This window comes from Lysobacter stagni, from assembly GCF_030053425.1.
Lineage (GTDB): Bacteria > Pseudomonadota > Gammaproteobacteria > Xanthomonadales > Xanthomonadaceae > Lysobacter_J > Lysobacter_J stagni.
The window spans coordinates 2,294,593-2,314,050 of record NZ_JASGBI010000001.1 but is presented as its reverse complement, the minus strand read 5'-3'; the positions used below and the strand labels follow the sequence as shown (position 1 = coordinate 2,314,050).

Sequence of the window (19,458 nt, the reverse complement as noted above, 5' to 3'; positions counted from 1 at the left end):
TCCGATTCTAGGCCCGCAGGGGCCTACGCGCTTTCGCCGGCCAGACGGACGGCAGTCACGGGCGCGCCCGCACGTTCGGCAAGAGCGTCCTCGAACCCGGGTGGCAGCGCGACGGTGCCGAACCAGCCGCGACGCGTCCCGGTCAGCACGCGCAGCATCTGCCCGCGCCCGCCGGGCAGGCGCGACATCGGATGGAACACGCGATCGCGCAGCGCCGCCAGGCGGTCGCGTTCGGACTGGAACAGCGGCGTGAGCCAGCGGCTCCAGAAGTGGTAGATGCCCAGGTGCTGGCGACGCGCGTGCTGGTAGCGCGCCAGTGCCGTCGGCAGGTCCGCGTGCGTGCGCAGGGCTTCGCGCAGCGCGAAGGCATCGGCCAGCGCCATGTTCACGCCCTGCCCCAGCTGTGGGCTCATCGCATGGGCCGCATCGCCCATCAGCACGGCGCGGCCTCGATGCCACCGGTCCAGCACGGCATCGCGGTAACGCGCCTGCGCCAGATCGCAGGGCACGGCGGTGTCGCGCAGCAGCACTTCGGCCTCGGGCCACACGCTGGCGACGTCGCGGCGCCACGCCGCCTCGTCGGTGCCCGCCTCCGCCAGTGCAGTGGCTGGGAGGCTCCAGAAGAAGCTGAGGCGGGGCGTGGGATCGCCCGGGCGCGTGCCCACGGGAAGCAGGCCAGCCATGCGGCGTGCACGCACGTAACGCTGGCGCAGTTCATCGCGCGATGGCCAATCGTGCTGCGCCACCAGGCACCACTGCGCGCCCCAGGGATATGGCCGGTCCAGTGCGGGCTTTGCGATCACACCGCGCAGCGAGGAAGCGGCGCCGTCGGCAACGATCAGCAGGTCATAGGCGCCGTGCTCCTCGCCCGTGTCGTCGCGCAGCACGCCGCGCTGCGCATCGACATCGACGATGCGACGCCCGCAGTGGATCGCGCGGCCGTCCTGCCAGGCTGCGTCGAGCAGGCCGAACAGGGCACCGCGCTGCATGCCCAGGCCGAACAGGCGCGAGTCCAGGTCGCCGTAGCGCATGTCCATGACGGGTCGGCCACCCGTGGTCTCGCCGAACAGCCGGCCGATGCGCGCGCCGTGAGCCAGCGCGTCGTCCAGCAGGCCCAGCTCCCACAGCACGGCCAGGCCGGTGGGCTGCAACAGGAAGCCGGCGCCCACGGGGCCGAGCACGGGGGCGCGCTCGAACACCTCCACGGTGTGCCCGTCGCGGGTAAGCAGCAACGCGGCCGCCTGTCCGGCGGTGCCGTAGCCGACGATGCCGATGCGCAGGGATTCGGGGCGGGTAGCGGGCACGACGACGTCCTGTCGGAATGAAAAAAGGCCCCGCGATGCGGGGCCTTCCAGATCAATGCGGGCTTGCGCCTGCGATCAGGCCACTATGTTGATATTGGACGCCTGAGCGCCCTTCGGGCCCTGGGTCAGCTCATAGCTGACGCGCTGGCCTTCCTGCAGGCTGCGGAAGCCCTTGGCGTTGATCGCAGAGAAGTGCGCGAACACATCTGCGCTGCCGTCCTCGGGCGAAATGAACCCGAAGCCCTTGGCGTCGTTGAACCATTTCACGGTGCCGTACTGCATGTCCTTGTCAACCTCATGCTGGATGCGAGTCGCGCACGGCCAGTGCAGGCCCGAACGCCGGTCGAGTATGCAAACTGAATGCCGGCTTGACAATCACCTTGTCACAGGACCGCCGAGCAAAGCCGACAGAAGGGCCGGCAGGCCGGCCGAGGCGGCGGCGACGTTGTCCAGTACATCCTGCAGGGTGATGACTTCGTCCGGGTCCGGGCCGGCACCCGCCGCCCAGTTGGCGACGATGGCCAGGCAGGCGTAGTCCAGGCCGAGTTCCCGGGCCAGACCGGCCTCCGGCATGCCCGTCATGCCGACCAGGTCGCAGCCGTCGCGGCGCATGCGGGCGATCTCGGCCCGGGTTTCCAGACGCGGGCCCTGGGTTGCGCCATAGCAGCCCACGGCCACCAGCGCGACGCCGGCCCGTTCCGCCGCAGTGACCACCTGCGCGCGCAGCGAGCGCGTGTAGGGTTCGCCGAAATCCACGTGCAGCACCTCGGTGCCGGGCTCCTCGCAGATCGTGGAGATGCGGCCCCAGGTGTAGTCGATCAGCTGGTCCGGGCAGGCCAGCACGCGCGGACCGAAGCGCTCGGTGATGCCACCGACGGTGTTGAGCGCCAGCACGCGCGTCGCGCCCAGGCCCTGCAGCGCGGCCAGGTTGGCGCGGTAGTTGATCTTGTGCGGCGGCAGCGAATGGCCTTCGCCATGGCGCGCGAGGAAGGCCACGCGATGGCCGCCGATCGTGCCGATGCGGATCGGGCCCGAGGGCGCACCGAAGCGCGTGTCGGGCTGGACGGTTTCCACGTCCTGCAGGTTCGCCAGCTTGTACAGGCCGGTGCCGCCGATGACGGCCAGTGCGATGTCGCTCATCGGTCAGTCCTTCAACGCATAGATCGCCGGCAGGTTGCGGCCCTGCTCGTGGAAGTCCATGCCGTAGCCGAACACGTAGCGGTCCGGCACGTCCACGCCGACATAGTCCGCGCACACGCCTTGCACGCAGCGGTCGTGCTTCTTCACCGCCAGCGCGGCGATGCGCACGTCGCGCGCGCCCTGCTCCATGCACCAGTCGCGGATGGCGGCCAGCGTGTGGCCCTCGTCGAGGATGTCGTCGGCCAGCAGCACGCGACGGCCCTTGAGCGCCGTGGCCGGACGGTGCTTCCACACCAGGTCGCCGCCGGAGGTCTCGCCGCGGTAACGCGTGGCGTGCAGGTAATCGAATTCCAGGTCCTGGCCCAGTGCGCCCAGCTCCATCGCCAGCTGCGCGGCGAACGGCAGGCCGCCGTGCATGATCGTCAGGTACACCGGCACGTCGGCGTTGTCGTAGTCGGCCTTCATGTCGCGGGCCATGCGGGCGATGGCCTGCTCTAGCGTGGCGCGGTCGAAGATGAGGTCCGAATTGGCCAGCGCGCTGGCGAGGTCGTGCGTGTTCGCGATGGTTTCCATCAGGCCAGTCCTTCCTGTCGGCTGCGCGCGGCGCCGTAACGTGCGTCGGCCAGCAGGCCGTCCCATCCCATGGCGCCACGACCGATCAACCCGGCCAGCGCCATCGTGTTGAGCGTGCGGCCTTCCACCGCCGCCAGCGATTCTTCGACCAGTTGCGGGTGGCAGACCAGCACCGCATCGCAGCCGGCATCGTAGTGCGCGTCGATACGCGACTTCACCCCGCCCGCCGAGAACGCGGCCTTCATGCCGATGTCGTCGCTGAAGACCACACCGCGGAATTTCATCTCGCCGCGCAGGATGTCCTCGATCCAGCGCTTCGAATAGCCGGCCGGTTCCGGTGCGACGGCCGGGTATTTCACGTGCGCCATCATCACCGCGTCGGCCTTGGCTTCGATGCCGGCGACGAACGGAATCAGGTCCGTCGCGCGCAGTTCGTCCAGCGCACGCGGGTCGACGGCGTCGTCGAAGTGCGTGTCGGCCTGCACCGAACCGTGTCCCGGGAAATGCTTGAGCGTCGCCGCCATGCCTGCGGCGTGCATGCCGCGGATGTAGGCGCGGGTGAACTCGGCGACGACCGCCGGGTCTTCCGAGAACGCGCGATTGCCGATGGCGAGGTTGCCGCGTCCCAGGTCCACCACCGGCGCGAAGCTCAGGTCCACGCCACTGGCACGCACTTCGTTGGCCATCAGCCATGCGTGTTCTTCGGCGAGCTTCAACGCGCCTTCGCGGTCGTCGGCGTAACGCTTGCCGAAACCGTCCAGTGGCGGCAGCGCGCTGTAGCCTTCGCGGAATCGCTGCACGCGACCGCCTTCCTGGTCGACGCAGATCAGTTGCGGCCGCGGCGCGGCATCGCGGATCGCGGCGGACAGTTCGGTCACCTGCGCCTTGGAGGCGAAGTTGCGGCTGAACAGGATCACGCCGGCACAGGCGTCGTGCTGCAGCCAGTCGCGCTCCTGCGCGGTGAGTTCGGTGCCGGCGACGCCGATCACGAGCATGCTTGGAACTCCGATAGGGACGATCGCGCCGCAGCGCGGCCCGGCATTGTCGCCCAGTTGGCGGGTCGCGACACCCTGCGGGCGTCGCGGTTCAGGCTCAGACCGCGCAGCCCTCGGGACCGCAGGCGCCGGCGTCCTGCGTGGCGGCCGGCGAGGATTCCAGGCCCAGCCGCTCGAACACCTGCTTGAACACGTCCGGCGTCTGCGCGCCCTGCACCGCCATGCGGCCGTCGAACACGAAGGTCGGCACGGCCTGGATGCCCAGCGCCTGCGCCTGGCTCATCTGTGCGCGCACTTCCGCCAGGCCTTCGTCGGAATCGAGCATCGCGCGCACGCGCGTCTCGCTCAGCCCGCCCGCGGCGCCGGCTTCGACCAGCGTCTGTACGTCGGCCAGGTTGCGGCCGTGCGCGAAGTGCGCGCGGAACAGCGCCTCGCCGACCTTGTCGGCATCGCCTTCACGGCCAGCCAGCCAGATCAGGCGATGAGCCTTGAGCGTGCTGACGCGCACCTGCCCGCGTTCGAAATCGAACGGCAGGCCTTCAGCACGGCCGGCGGCCTGCGTCTGCGACAGGATCTGTTCGGTGCGCTGCGCGCCGCCGAACTTCTTCTCGTATGCCTGCCGCAGCGGCACCGGCGTCTCGTCGGACTCGGGGTCGAGCTGGAAGGCATGCCAGTGGATGTCCACCGATTCGCCGGCCGGCCCCAGCTGTGCCAGCGCCGCGCGCAGGCGGTGCTTGCCGATCCAGCACCAGGGGCAGACCACGTCGGACCAGATGTCGATGCGCAGGGGTTTGTCGTTCATGGGGATCGATATGAGGGCGTGGATACCTTACGCAACCGTGCCGGCGCGTTCGTCCGCGTTCCATTCCAGGTAGGGGCGCGTGGCCAGGGCGAGGTTGTAGTAGCGCGATGCGTCGGTGACTTCCGCGCCGATCCACTCCGGCCGCGCGAAGGCTTCGTCGGCCGACGACAGTTCGATTTCCGCCACCACCAGCCCCGCGTTGTCGCCGAGGAATTCGTCGACCTCCCAAAGATGGCCTTCGTGCGTGACGTAATGGCGACGCTTGTCGACCATGCCGCCCACGCACAGCGCGAGCAGGCCGCGCGCGTCGTCCACCGGGATGGCGTAGTCGTATTCCTGACGCGTGTGGCCCAGCTCGCGCGACTTGAGGTTGAGGAAGGCTTCCTCGCCGGCGATGCGCACGCGCACCGAGGCCTTCATCGCGCCCGAATCCATCGCGGCCTGGTCGTTGATGTAGCCCTGCGCCATCGGCACGACCTTGTGCGCGGCGTCGCGCCAGCCATTGCCGGTGACGAGGAACTTGCGTTCGATTTCGATGCCCATGGCGTCCTCAGCGTTCGAACAGCGCGATCGATTCGACGTGCGCGGTGTGCGGGAACATGTCCATCACGCCGGCAGCCTTGAGCTTCCAGCCGCGTTCGTTGACCAGGAAGCCCGCATCGCGCGCCAGCGAGGCCGGATGGCAGCTCACGTAGACGATACGGTCGAACTGCTTCAGCGGCAGCTGCGCCAGCACGACATCGGCGCCGGAACGCGGCGGGTCCAGCAGCAGCTTGTCGAAGGGTTGCTTCATCCAGTACTCGCCACTGAGGTCCTTCGCCAGGTCGGCCGCGTGGAACTCCGCGTTGGCGATGCCGTTGTGCGCGGCGTTCTCGCGTGCGCGACGCACCAGTCCAGCCTCGCCTTCCACGCCGACGACTTCGCGCACCTGCCGTGCCAGCGGCAGGGTGAAGTTGCCCAGGCCCGCGAACAGGTCGAGCACGCGGTCTTCCGGCTTCGGGTCCAGCAGGTCGATGGCGAGCTGGATCATCCGGCCGTTGAGGCCGGCGTTGACCTGGATGAAGTCGAGCGGGCGGAACAGGAACTCCAGCTTCCACTGCGGCAGCGAGAACGCCAGCTTCGGCGATTCGGGCCACAGCGGATGCACGCTGTCCACGCCGCCGGGCTGCAGGAAGATGGCGAAGCGATGTTGCTTGGCGAACGCCACCAGCGCGTCGCGGTCCGCGTCGGACAGCGGCACGAGGTGACGGATCGTCAGCGCGATGCCGGCGTAATCGTCCTGCGCATCGCCGGCGATGAATTCGATCTGCGGGATCTCGCGACGCGCCTGCAGGCCGTCCACCAGTGCCGACAGCGCGGGCAGTGCCTCACCGATCTGCGGGATCACGGTGTGGCATTCGCGGATGTCGGCGACGAAGCGCGGATCGGTCTCGCGGAATCCGACCAGCGTCTTGTCCTTCTTCTCCACGCGGCGCACCGAGAAGCGGCCCTTGCGGCGGTAACCCCACTGCGCGTCGGTCAGCGGCGCGAGGATGCGCTCGGGCGCGACATGGCCGATGCGCTCGAAGTTCTCCATCAGCACGCGCTGCTTGGCGAGGATCTGCTGGTCCTCGGCGTAGTGCTGCAGGGCGCAGCCGCTGCAGGTGCCGAAATGCGCGCAGCGCGGGACGACGCGTTCGGGCGCGGCCTCCAGCACTTCGACGGTCTTGGCCTCGTCGAAACTGCGGTGGCGGCCGGTCTGCGAGGCCATGACGCGCTCGCCCGGCAATGCGCCGGCCACGAACACGGCCTTGCCGTCGGGACGGCGGGCCACGCCGCGGCCGTCATGGGTGAGGTCGGTGATCTGTACTTCGAAGGGGGTCTGGTCGATGCGGGCCACAGCGGCTGGCGTGTAATGCGGGGGAAGCCGCGTATTGTCGCAGATCGCGCCGGCGGCCCCGCCGGGCCCTGAACGGCAAAGGGCCCGCTTCACAGCGGGCCCTTCGTGGCCGGAATGGCGCTCAGGTCACTTCTGGCGCCAGCCACCGCCGGCGTCCTGCACCCACCAGCCCGGGTGGGCGCTGTCCATCCACTGGCGCGCGAACACGGCGCGGATCTGCTGCTCCCATTCGGGATGGTTGTTGGCCACGGCGATCTCGCGGTACACGGCCCGGGCATCGCGCCCCTGGTCGGCCACGGCCTGGTTCACGGCCACGCGCTGCGGCAGCGGGATCTTGGCAGCGTCGCGCACGGCGATGGTGCCGTCGTTGGCGAAGCCCAGCGCACCGGAATCGAAATGCGGACGCAGCTGGCTCTCGAAGCGGGAGCCCATGCGCGACTGGATCGCCTGGATGGCAGGCGTCTTGATCGTGATGTCCGGCTGGTCCTGCGCCTGGGCGCTGCCGATGCCGACCAGCGACAGCCAGTCGATGCGCGCGGCGAGCGAACGCCCCGGCATCGGCGAAGGCACGTAGGCACTCTGCCCGCCCGGCTTGTCCTGCGGCTTGGGCGCGGGCGGCTGCCCTTCGTCGCCAATGACCTTCTCGACGAATTCGCGGGCCGCTTCCTTGGCTTCGGCGGCCGGGAAGTACACGTTGATCGTGACGCAGGCGGTCAACAGGACCGCGGCGACCGGAACTCCCATCCAACGGCGCATGTGCGTTCTCCAGGGCATGGTTATCGCTCCCAACTTACTCGAAGACGGGTTTCACGTCGCCCGTGCTGGCCGCTTTCAGGCGATCCATCAGCGTCGGCCAGTCCACCCGCCGGTTGAAGCCGACCACGGTCAGTCGCGGCAGGCTCGAACCTTCGACGATAGTGAATCCGTTGCCGGCTGAACTCAGGCCATCCATTTCGCAGACTTCGTCGTTGAGCCGGCAGGAGATGCCGATGCGCCGGTAGCCGAAGTCGTCGAACCACCCGATCAGCTGCGCCTGGAGGCTGCTCACGAAGGAGGCGTCGCTGACGCTGGACAGGTCCTGCACGGCGCGCTGGCTGATGCGCTGGCGCACGCCGGCACGGCGCGCGGCCTGTGCATCGCTGGACAGATGTCCCTCGAACGCGACCGGCTGCCAGTCGACCAGGCGCAGGCGGTCGAAGCGGCCGTCGAGCTTGCCGGTGATCTCGCCGAATCCGAGCACGCCAGTCAGCGCCTGCAGGTCGATGTCCTCGAACGCGATGTCGGACGACAGCGTCGGCGCGACGCCGAAGGGCCGTTCCATCGCCAGCGACGACACCTGCACGTGGCCGCCGAACAATTCCACCGACAGACCGCCTTCGAAATCGAGCCGGTCCTCGAAGTAGCGCGCCTGCGGAATGTGGCCGGTGAGCTCCCCGGTGAAGGGCGGCCATCGCAGCGCACTGGCCAGCTGCCCGATGTCCAGGCGATCCAGCTCCAGGCCGAAGCGGATGTCGAGTCCCTGCCCGTCAGACGGCGGACGCAACAGAAGGTGGGCGATGCGCACCTCTCCGCCCAGCATCGCCATCCGCACCGCATCGCGCAGTCGCAGTTCGCCATCGCTGCTGGCGAACGGCAGCTCTGCCGCGCCGAAGGCAAGGCCATGCAGCCTGCCACCGCTCCAGCGCAGCGCGCTTTGAACCTCGCTGCCGGAGGAGAAACGCAGGTCGCCGTCGAGGTCGGCGAAGTCGAAGCGACCTTGCGGGTCGTCGATGGCGACCGCGTGCGGCGCGACCGTCGCGCGACGCAGCGCACCACCGTCGATCTCCAGATCGAGATCTGCCGCACCGCGCAATTGCAGTTCCGCCAATCCGGCCAGACCTAGGAATCCGGTGAGGTAACCGTCACGAAGGCGGGACAGGTCCTGGCTGCGCGCACGCATCTGCAGCGCGCGCAGTCCCGCATCCACGCCCAGCGTGGCGCTGCCTTCCGCGGTGAGGATGCCTGCGTCGTCCCAGTGCAGGCGCGTGGCCCGCCACCCGCCGTCCGCGAGCCGCGTGGCAACGAGGTCCAGTCCGATGCGCCGTTGCTGCAGGGCGAGATATGCATTTCCGAACAACAGATCGCCGCCCTGCAGCGCACCGGCCAGGCTCACCTGCGGGGCCGGCCCGAAACGCGTGTCCAGTTCCAGTTGCGCACCCACGTTCTCGCCCGCCACGGTGCCATCGGCGGTATCGAAGGCGCCGCCGCTCACGCGCAGCGGCCCGGATACCCGCAACGGACGGTTGGCGCCGGCATCGACCGTGATGCGACCGTCGAGCGAGCCCGATTTCAGGCGGCCCTCGGTCCACGCATTCGACAGCAGTGCCTGGGCCCAGACCAGCGGCACACGTGCAAGGTCGATGCGCGTGAGGTCGGGCGTCTTGGCATCGCGGTGCAGGGAAAGCACGCCATCGCCCTGCGACAGGCGCGCATCGGTGCGCGCATCGTCCAGTTCGATCGCCAGCCGCAAGGGGCGCGCGTTGCCGCTGCGGATCTCCCCTTCACAGCGCCATCGGCCGGCCTCGTGCAAGAGTGGACACTGCCAGGCGAGATTGCGGAAGCGGTAGCCCAGGTCGGGCGCATCGACCCGCCCGGCCTGCAACAGCAGGCGACCCTGCGTCGCCGCGGCAGGCCAGACCAGTCGGACGCGGACGTCTTCGAGTGTCGCCACCGGTGTGCGCACGTTGGCGATGCGCGCCTGTGCCGAACGCGCCCACGCATCCGTGGCCGGCGTGAACGGCACGAGCAGTGCACAGACCAGCAGCAGGCGTAAGATCGGACGCGACATCCGATCAGCATACCGACAGGACGCGAAATGCCGATGATGCCCGCCACCCTCCCCCGCATCCTGCTGGTCGAGGACGACCCGACCAGTCGAAGCTTCCTCACCGCGGCATTGCAGGCCACGCCCGCGGAGGTGGACGCGGCCGACAGCGTCGCCGCGGCGATCGCACTGGCCGCATCGCAGGACTATTCGGCGTGGATGATCGACGCCCGCCTGCCGGACGGCACCGGCGAGGAACTGCTCGCGCGACTGCGGGCACACCACCCGCATACGCCCGCGCTGGCCCACACCGCCGCGCACGAGGCGACCACGCTCGATGCGCTGGTCGAAGCCGGCTTCGTCGAAGCCCTGACCAAACCGATGCCGGCCAGCGCCGTGCAGGGCGCGGTGCGGCGTCTGCTCGGGTTGGCGCCGTCGTTGCCGATCGCTTCGATCGCCTCGTCCATCGATGACACGCTGCCGCTGTGGGACGAAGAAGCCGCGGTACTGGCCCTCAACGGCAACCGCACCCACGTGGACACCCTGCGCGGCCTGTTCGTGCATGAGCTGCCCAACGCGGTGTACGCGATCGCCATCGCCGCCGAGCGCGGCGATCTGGACTCCGTACGCAACGACCTCCATCGCCTGCGCGCGAGTTGCGGTTTCGTCGGCGCGCAGCGGATGGCCGCGGCGGTGCATTCGATGCAGGACGATCCAGCTTCCGCGGTACGACTGCAGGTGCTCGAGCGCGTCGCGCAGGACACCCTCGCGCATCCGAGCGCGACGGCGCCGTCGGTGGATCACTCCGTCGCGGTGTGATCGTCACGGGGCGCCATGCGCCCCAGCTCGGACACCATCTCCCAGGACTTCAGGCCGCGCGGCCCTAGGTGATGCGAAAGCACGCCGCGCATGGCGCGACGCAGGCCCGGAAGGTCGTCCGCCTCGGGCATTCGGTCCTGCGCGAGGGACAGCAATCCGCGACCGGTCGCCGCACTGCTGCGGTCGCCGTGTCCGCGATCGCTCAGCAGGCGGCGAGGGCCGTGTTCGGGATCGAGTCGATAGCGCGCGGCCGGATCGATGGGTGCACCGTCGCCGTCGTGCTCCCAGTCGAAACCGAAACCGAGTGCGTCCAGCAGGTCGCGTTCGTAACGTCGCAACGTCCAGGCCAGCGATTCGCCTGCGCCCAGTCGCGCGCGGGCGCGGCCGTAGGCGTCGTACAACTCGGGCACGGGATCCTGCCGCGGGGCCAGGCGGAGAGTGAGTTCATTGAGGTAGAAGCCCGACAGCATCGCCTCGCCCGATAGTCTGGGTGCGACGTCGTGCGCCTCGGCGGAGTTCAGGCGTGCCATTTCGCCCGTCTGCACGGCATCGAAACGGATCCACTGCAGCGGTTGCAGCGCCGCACGCAGGGTCTGTCGCTTGGGCCCCTGCACGCCGCGCGCGACCAGGCCAAGACGACCGTGATGCTCGCTCAGCACTTCCACCAGCAGACTGGTCTCACGCCAGGGCCGCGTGTGCAGGACGAAGGCGGATTCGGCAGTGAGGCGCATGGATGGGATGGTCGCGGCTGGAGGCGAAGGACGCGGGGTCAGCCCCGCGCCCGGAAGTCAGCCGCCTCGAACGCCAGGTCCTCGGCCTGAGCGCTCAATCGTGATACCCGAAGGCGCGCAGCGCCGCTTCGTCGTCCGACCAGCCCTCGCGCACGCGCACCCAGGTTTCCAGGAACACCTTGCTGCCGAACAGGCGCTCCATCTGCACGCGCGATCTGGCCCCGATCTCACGCAGGCGTTCGCCGCCCTTGCCGATGACGATGGCCTTCTGCCCGTCGCGCTCCACCCAGATCACCGCGCCGATGCGCAACAGTGCGCCGTCGACGTCGAACTTCTCGATCTCCACCGTCGTTGCGTACGGCAGTTCCTCGCCGAGCTGGCGCATGAGCTGCTCGCGCACCATCTCACCGGCCAGGAAGCGCTGGCTCTTGTCGGTGATCTCGTCTTCGGCGTACAGCGCGGCCTGCTCGGGCAGCAGTGCCAGCACGTCCTTCACCAGCGCCTCCAGGCCCTTGCGCTTGAGCGCGGAGATCGGATGGATGCCGGCGAAGTCGCGCCCTTCGCTGACCTTGGCCAGGAACGGCAACAGCGTGGTCTTGTCCTTGATGCGGTCGACCTGGTTGGCGACCAGGATCACGGGCAGGCCGGCCTTCTTCAGCGCGTCGAAGGCGAGCGAATCCTCGTCGTCCCATTGTCCGGCGCGCACGACCAGGATGGCGGCGTCCACGCCTTCCAGCGCGCCGCGCGCGGCACGGTTCATCCAGCGGTTCATCGCGCGCTTCTGCTCGCGGTGGATGCCGGGCGTGTCGACCAGCAGCAGCTGGCCTTCCGGGAAGGTGGCGATGCCGAGCAGCTGGTGGCGCGTGGTCTGCGGGCGATCGGAGGTGATGCTGACCTTGGCGCCGACCAGCGCGTTGACCAGGGTGGATTTGCCGACGTTGGGACGGCCGATGACGGCGACGTGGCCGGCGCGATGTGCGGGGGTGTTCATGGCGGGAATTGTCGGCGCCCGGCGCGCCGGGGGCAAACGCCACGCGCGCCAGCCCTCCCGACTAGGGCGCGAGCTGCTCCAGCACCGCTTCCGCCGCGATCTGCTCGGCGGCGCGGCGCGAATGCGCGATGCCTTCGGCGACCAGCGGCGGCTGGGTCAGCGTGCAGCTGACCTGGAAGGTCTTGGCGTGTTCCTCGCCGGTTTCGGCCAGGAGCGTGTAGACGGGCAGCGGCTTCTGGCGCCCCTGCAGCCATTCCTGCAGACGCGTCTTGGCATCCTTGCCCACTTTGTTCGGCGGCGGCAGGGCGTCGATGGCCTCCTGGAACCACGGCAGCACGGCGGCGCGGCAGGTCTCGAAGTCGGAATCGAGGTAGATCGCCGCGACCAGCGCCTCGAGTGCATCGGCAAGGATGGAATCGCGCCGGTGGCCGCCGGACTTCATTTCGCCCGGCCCCAGCGTCAGGCGGGCGCCCAGCTCCAGCGCACGTGCGATCGGAGCCAAGGCGGATTCGCGGACGAGCTCGGCGCGGGCGCGCGTCAGCGCGCCTTCGTCGGCGCGCGGCCAATGCGCGTACAGGGCTTCGGCGACGATCAGGTTGACCAGGGCGTCGCCGAGGAATTCCAGGCGCTCGTTGTGCGGAGTGCCGGCGCTGCGGTGAGTCAGGGCCTGTTGGAGCAGGCCCGTATCGCGAAAACGATGACCGATACGCTCACTCATTCCAGACTGCGGCTCAGCACCTGCTCGGCGTTGAAGTGACCGACCACGTCGATATTGGCGATGAGCGGACGACGCACTTCGTAGTCCACCGTCATCACGTAGCCGGCGTCCTTGCGGGCGATCTTCACGTTCTCGGACTTCACGTTCTCGGCGTAGCTGATGTACAGGCGACGGAAGAACGCGTCCTTGATGCGGCCCGGATCCTGCTGGCTGATGTCGGCTTCCTGCGACATCTCCTTCAGCGCTTCCTTCACGGCGTAGTACTCCGAATACATGGGGATCAGCTTCATGCCCATGTAGATGAACACGCCCACCATGCCGAGGATCAGTACAAACCCGATCAGGGTCATGCCGCTCTGGTTACGCTTCATTTCACTCACTCCCCCAATGTTGGTCGATCACCCGCGCCACCACGAGCCCCCGGGCGACGCGCGCAGTATTACTTGATCCGGGTGCCGATGCGCGAGGTGTCCACGCCGCCATCGATGTTCATCCAGATCAGGAACGCCTTGCCGCGGAGATTCTCCTCCGGCAGGAAGCCCCAGTATCGGCTGTCTTCGCTGTTGTCGCGGTTGTCGCCCATCACGAAATAGTGACCCGGCGGCACCACCCACTCGCCCTCGCCCTGGTCCAGGTACGGCATGTTGGTCCGCTCCAGCACGCTGTGCTCGCGGCCGAGCAGGTCCTCGCGCAGTTCTTCGGCGCCGGTCATCTCCGCGCCGTTGCCCTTGCCCTGGTACACGCCGACCGGCGCGTACGGCAGCAGCTGCCCGTTCACGGTCACCTGGTTGTCGTGGTAGCTCACGCGGTCACCCGGCAGGCCGACGACGCGCTTGATCCAGTCCTGCTCCGGATGGTGCGGCGGACGGAAGACCACGACGTCGCCGCGCTGGGGTTCGCCCAGGGCGATGAACTTATGGTTGTTGATCGGCAGGCGCAGTCCGTAGGTGAACTTGTTGACCAGGATGAAATCGCCCGTGAGCAGGGTCGGCATCATCGAGTTGGACGGAATGCGGAAGGGCTCGGCCACGAAGCTGCGCAGGATCAGCACCACCGCCAGCACCGGGAAGAACGCCTTGGAGTAATCGACGACCACCGGCTCCTTGCCGTCGTCCAGCAGGCCCTGGCGCGCCGCGCGGCGCTTGGCGAGTACCAGTTTGTCGAGCAGCCACACCAGGCCGGTGAACAGGGTCAGGACGACCAGGGCGATTTCAAACCAGCGCATGCACGCTCCTTGGGAGCCGTTATTCGGGAATCGGGAAGGAACAACGGGAAGGCGATGACCCACCCGGCAAGCCGTACCCCGACGAGCCTGCCGGATCGAGCATAGCCGGGGATCTGCCCTTCGTCATTGCGAGGTTTGCCGGCGCGTGGCCGCTCCCGGGGGCACGGCCGGCCGGGGCCGGCGTTCCGGTCGTCCCCCGACCGGGCCTCACTTGCTGTCCACCTGCAACACCGCCAGGAAGGCCTCCTGGGGGATTTCCACGCGGCCGACCTGCTTCATCCGCTTCTTGCCCTCTTTCTGCTTCTCGAGGAGCTTCTTCTTGCGGGAGATGTCGCCGCCGTAGCACTTGGCCAGCACGTTCTTGCGCATCGCCTTGACCGTGCTGCGGGCGATGATCTGCGAGCCGATGGCGGCCTGGATGGCCACATCGAACATCTGGCGCGGGATCAGCTCCTTCATCTTCTCGCACAGGTCGCGACCGCGGCGGTCGGCGTGGCTGCGGTGGGTGATGATGGACAGCGCGTCGACCTTGTCGCCATTGATGAGCGTGTCCACGCGCACGAACGGGCCGGCCTGGAAGCGCAGGAAGTGGTAGTCCAGCGAGGCATAGCCGCGGCTGACCGACTTGAGCTTGTCGAAGAAGTCCAGCACCACTTCGGCCATCGGCAGCTCATAGCTGATCTGCACCTGGCCACCCATGTACTGGATGCCGATCTGCACGCCGCGCTTCTCTTCGCACAGCGTGATCACGTTGCCCACGTAGTCCGGCGGCGTGAGGATGTTGGCGCGGATGATCGGCTCGCGGATCTCCTCGACCATGTTCACCGGCGGCAGCTTGGCCGGATTGTCCATCGACACGATGGACCCGTCGGTCTTGAGGACCTCGTAGACCACCGTCGGCGCGGTGCTGATGAGGTTGAGGTTGTACTCGCGCTCCAGGCGCTCCTGCACGATCTCCATGTGCAGCATGCCCAGGAAGCCGCAACGGAAACCGAAGCCCATCGCCTCGGAACTTTCAGGCTCGAAGCGCAGCGCGGCGTCGTTGAGGCGCAGCTTGTCCAGCGCCTCGCGCAGGTCCGGGTAGTCCTCGGCGTCGACCGGGAACAGGCCGGCGAACACGCGCGGCTGCATTTCCTGGAAGCCCGGGAGCGGCTTGGCGGCGGGATCTCCCGCCAGCGTAAGCGTGTCGCCAACCGGCGCGCCGTGCACGTCCTTGATCGAGGCGTGGATCCAGCCCACCTCGCCCGCGCCCAGCTTGGGCAGGTCCTTGCGCTTGGGCGTGAACACGCCGACCTTGTCGACCTGGTGCGTGCGGCCGGTGGACATCACCAGCAGCTTGTCGCCGGGCTTGATCTCGCCCTGCATCACGCGCACCAGCGACACCACACCGAGGTAATTGTCGAACCACGAGTCGATGATCAGCGCCTGCAGCTTGTCGGTATCGCGCGGCTTCGGCGGCGGGATGCGATGGACGATCGCCTCCAGCACCTCTTCCACGTTCAGGCCGGTCTTGGCGCTGATCGCCACGGCGTCCTCGGCGTCGATGCCGATGACGGCCTCGATCTCGGCCTTGGCGCGCGCGATGTCGGCCGTGGGCAGGTCGATCTTGTTGAGGATCGGCACCACTTCCAGGCCCTGCTCCACCGCGGTGTAGCAGTTGGCCACCGACTGCGCTTCCACGCCCTGCGCGGCGTCGACCACCAGCAGCGCGCCTTCGCACGCAGCCAGCGAACGGCTGACTTCATAGCTGAAGTCGACGTGGCCGGGCGTGTCGATGAAATTGAGAAAATAGGTCTTGCCGTCGCGCGCCTTGTACGGCAGCGACACGGACTGCGCCTTGATGGTGATGCCGCGCTCGCGCTCGATCGGATTCGAATCGAGGACCTGGGCTTCCATTTCGCGGGCTTCGAGGCCACCACAGAGCTGGATGATGCGGTCGGCCAGGGTCGACTTGCCGTGGTCGACGTGGGCGATGATGGAAAAGTTTCTGATCTGCTGCATGCGGGGGCGCGCGAGGCTGGCCGTTCCTTGAAATCAACGGGCGATTATCGCACAGGGCCCGGCGCCACCACTCCGCGCCTGCCGTTGCGGCAGGCGCGGGATCCTGTCTGGCGGAGGTCAGCCAGTCTTGGCCTCGTCCCCGGCGGTCACGGCGATGAACTGGGTCGAGCCCTCGCGGCGGACCAGCAGCATCACGGTCTGGCCGGCCTTGATCGAGGCCAGTTCGCGGTCCAGCGCCGAGGCGCTGCCCACCGTGCTGCGGCCGACCTGCAGGACCACATCGCCCGGACGCAGGCCGGCTTCGGCCGCGGCGTCGCCGGGATTGCGGATCAGCACGCCCTCGCCCGAGCGCAGGCCCAGGCGCTGGCGCTCGCCCGCGGACAGGTCCTGGCCGACCAGGCCGAGGGCATTGCCGGCCGACGGGCGTGCCTGACCATCCGCGGTGGATGGGCGCGGGCTGGAGCCGTCATTGGCCAGACCTCCATTGAGTTCGTTCACCACCACGGTCTTCTCGATCGTGCGACCGTCGCGGAACACGGTGACCTTGGCGCGGGTGCCCGGCGCCATCGAGCCGATGATCGGCGGCAGGTCGCTGGACTCGTTGATGGTGCGACCGTCGACCGCGCGCACCACGTCGCCACGTTCCAGGCCCGCCTTCTCCGCCGGGCTGCCCGGCAGGACGTCGGCGATCAGCGCACCGCTGCTGTCCGGCAGGCCCAGCGCGCGTGCGCTTTCACTCGTGAGCACCTGCACCTGCACGCCCAGCTGGCCGCGGCTGACCTTGCCGGTCGCACGCAGCTGCTCGGCCGCGCTCATCGCCACGTCGATGGGGATGGCGAAGCTCACGCCCATGTAGCCGCCGGAGTTGCTGAAGATCTGCGAGTTGATGCCCACCACTTCACCGCTGGTGTTGAGCAGCGGACCACCGGAGTTGCCCTGGTTGATGGCCACGTCGGTCTGGATGAAGGGCACGTAGCGCTGGTTCGCGTACGGGTTGCTGCGGCCCACGGCGCTGACGATGCCGGCGGTGACCGAGTGATCCAGGCCGAAGGGCGAGCCGATGGCGATGACCCACTGTCCGGCCTTGGTGGAATTGGCCTGCGCCATGCGCAGGAACGGCAGGCCCTTGGCGTCGATCTTCAGCAGCGCGACGTCGGACTGCTCATCGCTTCCGATGACCTTGGCGGTGAACTCACGACGATCCGACAGCTTCACCGTCACGGTGTCCGCGCCTTCCACGACGTGGTGATTGGTCATCACGTAGCCGTCGGCGGAGATCACGAAACCGCTGCCCAGCGACGTGCCACCACGCGGCGCGCGCGGACCGTCGGGGCCGCCCGGGCCACCCGGGAACGGCATGTCGTCGCCGAAGAAGCGGCGGAAGATCTCGGGCACCTGGTCCTCGGTGGGGGCGGAGCCGCGCGCCACGCGACGGGGCGAGACCTCGGCCTGGATGTTCACCACCGCCGGGCCCACGCGCTGCACCAGGCCGGTGAAGTCCGGCAGGCCACTCACAAGCGACGGAGCCTGCACGGCAGCGGGCGGCGGCGCGATCGGCGACGCGGACTGCTGCGCGGTGCAGGCGATGGGCAGCGCCACGGCGATGGCACCGACGAGGAGGATGCTGCGCAGCGGCTTGGAGAACGGACGACTCATCGGAAGGGATCTCAAACGAAAGGTGAGTGGGTGCGGCGGCGCCGCGAGTGCGACGCATGGACGGGACGGAGGGGCGGAAGGTTCCGCGGTCAGCGCTGCAGCGACCCGTCGTCGTCGCCCGTCGATTCAGGTTCGGCCTGCACGGGCTGGGGTTCGAACGGGTAGAACGACGGCGATGCGGAACCGGTTCCGAAGCTGGCGGTCATGCCGCTATTGCCGCCGGAGTACTGCGGCAGCACCGCACGCGGCCAGGGCCGGCTGACGGCATCCGCGTGCCCGGGATGGAAGGGATTGGTCGCAGCCGGCGAGGTCGCGGGCATCACGCTCGCGCGGATCGCATCCACTCCGGCCACGGCACTGGCCGCCACCGATGCGGCGGCCACGGCCGGCAAGGTGTTCTGGCGACTGGCACGCACGGCGGCCCGCTGGTTCTGCCCGCGCGAGGCGCGACGCTCCACCGCACGGCGCGGCACTTCGGCGACCGCAACGGCCGCCGCGGCGAGATCGGCCGTCTGCACCGGTGCCTGCGGGGTCGGCATGCGCTGCGGGATTGCCGGTCTCGGCAGCGAGGGTGTGACGACCGACGGCGCAGCAGCCACCTGGGCCGGTGCGCTGCGCGTGGTGGGGGCATCCGAGTCGGCGAACGGTCGCACCACGAACAGCGCCGCCACCGCGACCGACGCCGCCAGTGCGCCGCCGATCCAGCCGCGATGCAGCGTCGTCGGCCGGCTCGCGACGGGCGTGTCTGCCGTTCGCAGGGTGTCTTCCTGTGCGATCGAAAGCGCCACGCGTTCGGCGAATCCGGCAGGCGCGACCGCCTGCGCCTGTCCGCGCAGCACGTCGCCGTACAACTGCCAACGACCGCAGGCCTCGCGCCATTGCGCGTCGTGGCCGAGCCGCTTCAACGCGAAACGCGCCTCATCGCCCTGCAGTTCGTCGTCGAACAGCGCGCAGAGGGTTTCGCGATCGTCTTGAGTAGCGTGGTTGGAGTTCATCGCGTGGCAGCTTCCGCAGTGTCGTTGTCGAGCAGGGGCCGCAGGTCCGCATCGATCGCCTCTCGCGCACGGAAAATGCGCGAACGGACGGTACCGATGGGGCAGCCCATCTTCTGCGCGATCTCTTCATAGCTCAGGCCGTCCACCTCGCGCAGGGTGATCGCGGCCCTCAATTCTTCCGGCAGTCCTTCGACCACACGCATCACCGTGCGTTCAATCTCCTGCCGCAGAAGTTCGTGTTCCGGCGTGTCGGTGTCGCGCAGGCGGGTGCCCGTATCGAACTGCTCCGCGTCGGCCGCATCGACGTCGTCCGTCGGCGGTCGGCGGTTCTGCGCAACCAGGTGGTTCTTGGCGGTATTCACGGCGATCCGGTGCAGCCATGTATAGAACTGGGCATCGCCCCGGAAGTTCGGCAGCGCCCGGTAGGCGCGTATGAAGGTTTCCTGGGCCACGTCCTGGCATTCGCTCCAGTCGGCGATGTAGCGCCCGATCAGCGCGGTGATCCGATGCTGGTACTTGCGCACCAGGGCATCGAAGGCCGCACTCTCGCCGCGCTGGACACGCCTGACCAGTTCCTGGTCCAACTCCACGTCTTTTTGCAACGTCGTTTCGGCCATACCCCGCCGGCGCTCCTGTCAGCTCGGCCATGGCCGAACGAATGGACAGCCCTTCCGGGCGTAAGTTCAATCGCAATCATTAATGGGGGCGCCCCCCGGGGCCGCAAGCGCCAGCGGTCACGGGACGCATACCGGACCCCGCGCAGGCTGGTGCGTTGACGCCGGTGAAGCATCCTCGGGATGATAGCGGCCTCTCCATACCTGAACGG

General features: G+C 68.6%; 20 protein-coding genes. 1 reads left to right on the top strand and 19 read right to left on the bottom strand.

From position 1 onward, the window contains the following. Positions 1–23: 23 nt before the first annotated feature. From QLQ15_RS10850 to QLQ15_RS10805, 10 genes are all read right to left on the bottom strand, one after another. Entirely contained in the window at positions 24–1,304 is a 1,281-nt protein-coding gene (locus tag QLQ15_RS10850; protein WP_283212790.1) for an FAD-dependent oxidoreductase, read from the bottom strand. Between the two features lie 75 nt (positions 1,305–1,379). After that, positions 1,380–1,586: a cold-shock protein gene (locus tag QLQ15_RS10845; protein ID WP_158982025.1), complete on the bottom strand. Its 207-nt coding sequence runs from the start codon at positions 1,584–1,586 to the stop codon at positions 1,380–1,382. A gap of 93 nt (positions 1,587–1,679) precedes the next feature. Continuing rightward, the gene (locus QLQ15_RS10840) at positions 1,680–2,444 is read right to left on the bottom strand and encodes an S-methyl-5'-thioinosine phosphorylase (RefSeq protein WP_283212789.1); all 765 of its coding nucleotides are present in this window, start codon (positions 2,442–2,444) and stop codon (positions 1,680–1,682) included. A 3-nt stretch (positions 2,445–2,447) separates the two neighbouring features. Continuing rightward, positions 2,448–3,017: a hypoxanthine-guanine phosphoribosyltransferase gene (locus QLQ15_RS10835; protein ID WP_283212788.1), complete on the bottom strand. Its 570-nt coding sequence runs from the start codon at positions 3,015–3,017 to the stop codon at positions 2,448–2,450. Continuing rightward, a complete protein-coding gene (gene nagZ, locus QLQ15_RS10830) occupies positions 3,017–4,012 on the bottom strand; it encodes a beta-N-acetylhexosaminidase (protein ID WP_283212787.1) in 996 nt (331 codons plus the stop codon). The genes QLQ15_RS10835 and nagZ overlap by 1 nt, the downstream gene beginning before the upstream one ends. Before the next feature lie 97 nt (positions 4,013–4,109). Continuing rightward, complete coding sequence (locus tag QLQ15_RS10825; RefSeq protein WP_283213996.1) at positions 4,110–4,799, bottom strand: DsbA family oxidoreductase; 690 nt, start codon at positions 4,797–4,799, stop codon at positions 4,110–4,112. A 42-nt stretch (positions 4,800–4,841) separates the two neighbouring features. Next, positions 4,842–5,357 (bottom strand): CYTH domain-containing protein, encoded by a 516-nt coding sequence (locus QLQ15_RS10820; RefSeq protein ID WP_283212786.1) that lies wholly within the window; start codon positions 5,355–5,357, stop codon positions 4,842–4,844. A gap of 7 nt (positions 5,358–5,364) precedes the next feature. Next, positions 5,365–6,693, bottom strand: a complete 1,329-nt coding sequence (gene rlmD, locus QLQ15_RS10815; protein ID WP_283212785.1) for a 23S rRNA (uracil(1939)-C(5))-methyltransferase RlmD — start codon at positions 6,691–6,693, stop codon at positions 5,365–5,367. A gap of 126 nt (positions 6,694–6,819) precedes the next feature. Then, positions 6,820–7,449, bottom strand: coding sequence for a YdbL family probable chaperone protein (locus QLQ15_RS10810; protein WP_283212784.1), 630 nt, complete (start codon positions 7,447–7,449; stop codon positions 6,820–6,822). 34 nt (positions 7,450–7,483) lie between these two features. Then, positions 7,484–9,520 carry a hypothetical protein gene (locus tag QLQ15_RS10805; RefSeq protein WP_283212783.1) on the bottom strand — a complete coding sequence of 679 codons (2,037 nt, stop codon included), beginning with the start codon at positions 9,518–9,520 and terminating at the stop codon, positions 7,484–7,486. 36 nt (positions 9,521–9,556) lie between these two features. Here QLQ15_RS10805 and QLQ15_RS10800 point away from each other — a divergent pair, with 36 nt between their 5' ends. Beyond that, complete coding sequence (locus tag QLQ15_RS10800) at positions 9,557–10,315, top strand: response regulator (RefSeq protein ID WP_283212782.1); 759 nt, start codon at positions 9,557–9,559, stop codon at positions 10,313–10,315. Here the strand turns inward: QLQ15_RS10800 and recO are convergent. The 9 genes from recO to rpoE form a co-directional block, all read right to left on the bottom strand. Beyond that, positions 10,297–11,055 (bottom strand): DNA repair protein RecO, encoded by a 759-nt coding sequence (gene recO, locus QLQ15_RS10795; RefSeq protein ID WP_432277853.1) that lies wholly within the window; start codon positions 11,053–11,055, stop codon positions 10,297–10,299. The two genes, QLQ15_RS10800 and recO, sit on opposite strands and share 19 nt — an antisense overlap. 85 nt (positions 11,056–11,140) lie before the next feature. Next, on the bottom strand, positions 11,141–12,037 hold the full coding sequence (era, locus tag QLQ15_RS10790) for a GTPase Era (protein WP_283212780.1): 897 nt from the start codon (positions 12,035–12,037) through the stop codon (positions 11,141–11,143). A gap of 61 nt (positions 12,038–12,098) precedes the next feature. Further along, positions 12,099–12,755, bottom strand: a complete 657-nt coding sequence (gene rnc / locus QLQ15_RS10785) for a ribonuclease III (protein ID WP_283212779.1) — start codon at positions 12,753–12,755, stop codon at positions 12,099–12,101. Then, positions 12,752–13,126, bottom strand: a complete 375-nt coding sequence (locus tag QLQ15_RS10780; protein WP_283212778.1) for a DUF4845 domain-containing protein — start codon at positions 13,124–13,126, stop codon at positions 12,752–12,754. Before QLQ15_RS10780 ends, rnc begins: the two co-directional genes overlap by 4 nt. A 68-nt stretch (positions 13,127–13,194) precedes the next feature. Continuing rightward, on the bottom strand, positions 13,195–13,980 hold the full coding sequence (gene lepB / locus QLQ15_RS10775) for a signal peptidase I (protein ID WP_283212777.1): 786 nt from the start codon (positions 13,978–13,980) through the stop codon (positions 13,195–13,197). 207 nt (positions 13,981–14,187) lie between these two features. Beyond that, a complete protein-coding gene (lepA, locus tag QLQ15_RS10770; RefSeq protein ID WP_283212776.1) occupies positions 14,188–15,981 on the bottom strand; it encodes a translation elongation factor 4 in 1,794 nt (597 codons plus the stop codon). A 117-nt stretch (positions 15,982–16,098) separates the two neighbouring features. Continuing rightward, positions 16,099–17,637, bottom strand: a complete 1,539-nt coding sequence (locus QLQ15_RS10765) for a DegQ family serine endoprotease (protein WP_283212775.1) — start codon at positions 17,635–17,637, stop codon at positions 16,099–16,101. Positions 17,638–17,726: 89 nt separating this feature from the next. Then, the gene (locus QLQ15_RS10760; RefSeq protein WP_283212774.1) at positions 17,727–18,632 is read right to left on the bottom strand and encodes an RseA family anti-sigma factor; all 906 of its coding nucleotides are present in this window, start codon (positions 18,630–18,632) and stop codon (positions 17,727–17,729) included. Then, positions 18,629–19,249 (bottom strand): RNA polymerase sigma factor RpoE, encoded by a 621-nt coding sequence (rpoE, locus tag QLQ15_RS10755; RefSeq protein ID WP_283212773.1) that lies wholly within the window; start codon positions 19,247–19,249, stop codon positions 18,629–18,631. The genes QLQ15_RS10760 and rpoE overlap by 4 nt, the downstream gene beginning before the upstream one ends. Positions 19,250–19,458 lie beyond the last annotated feature (209 nt).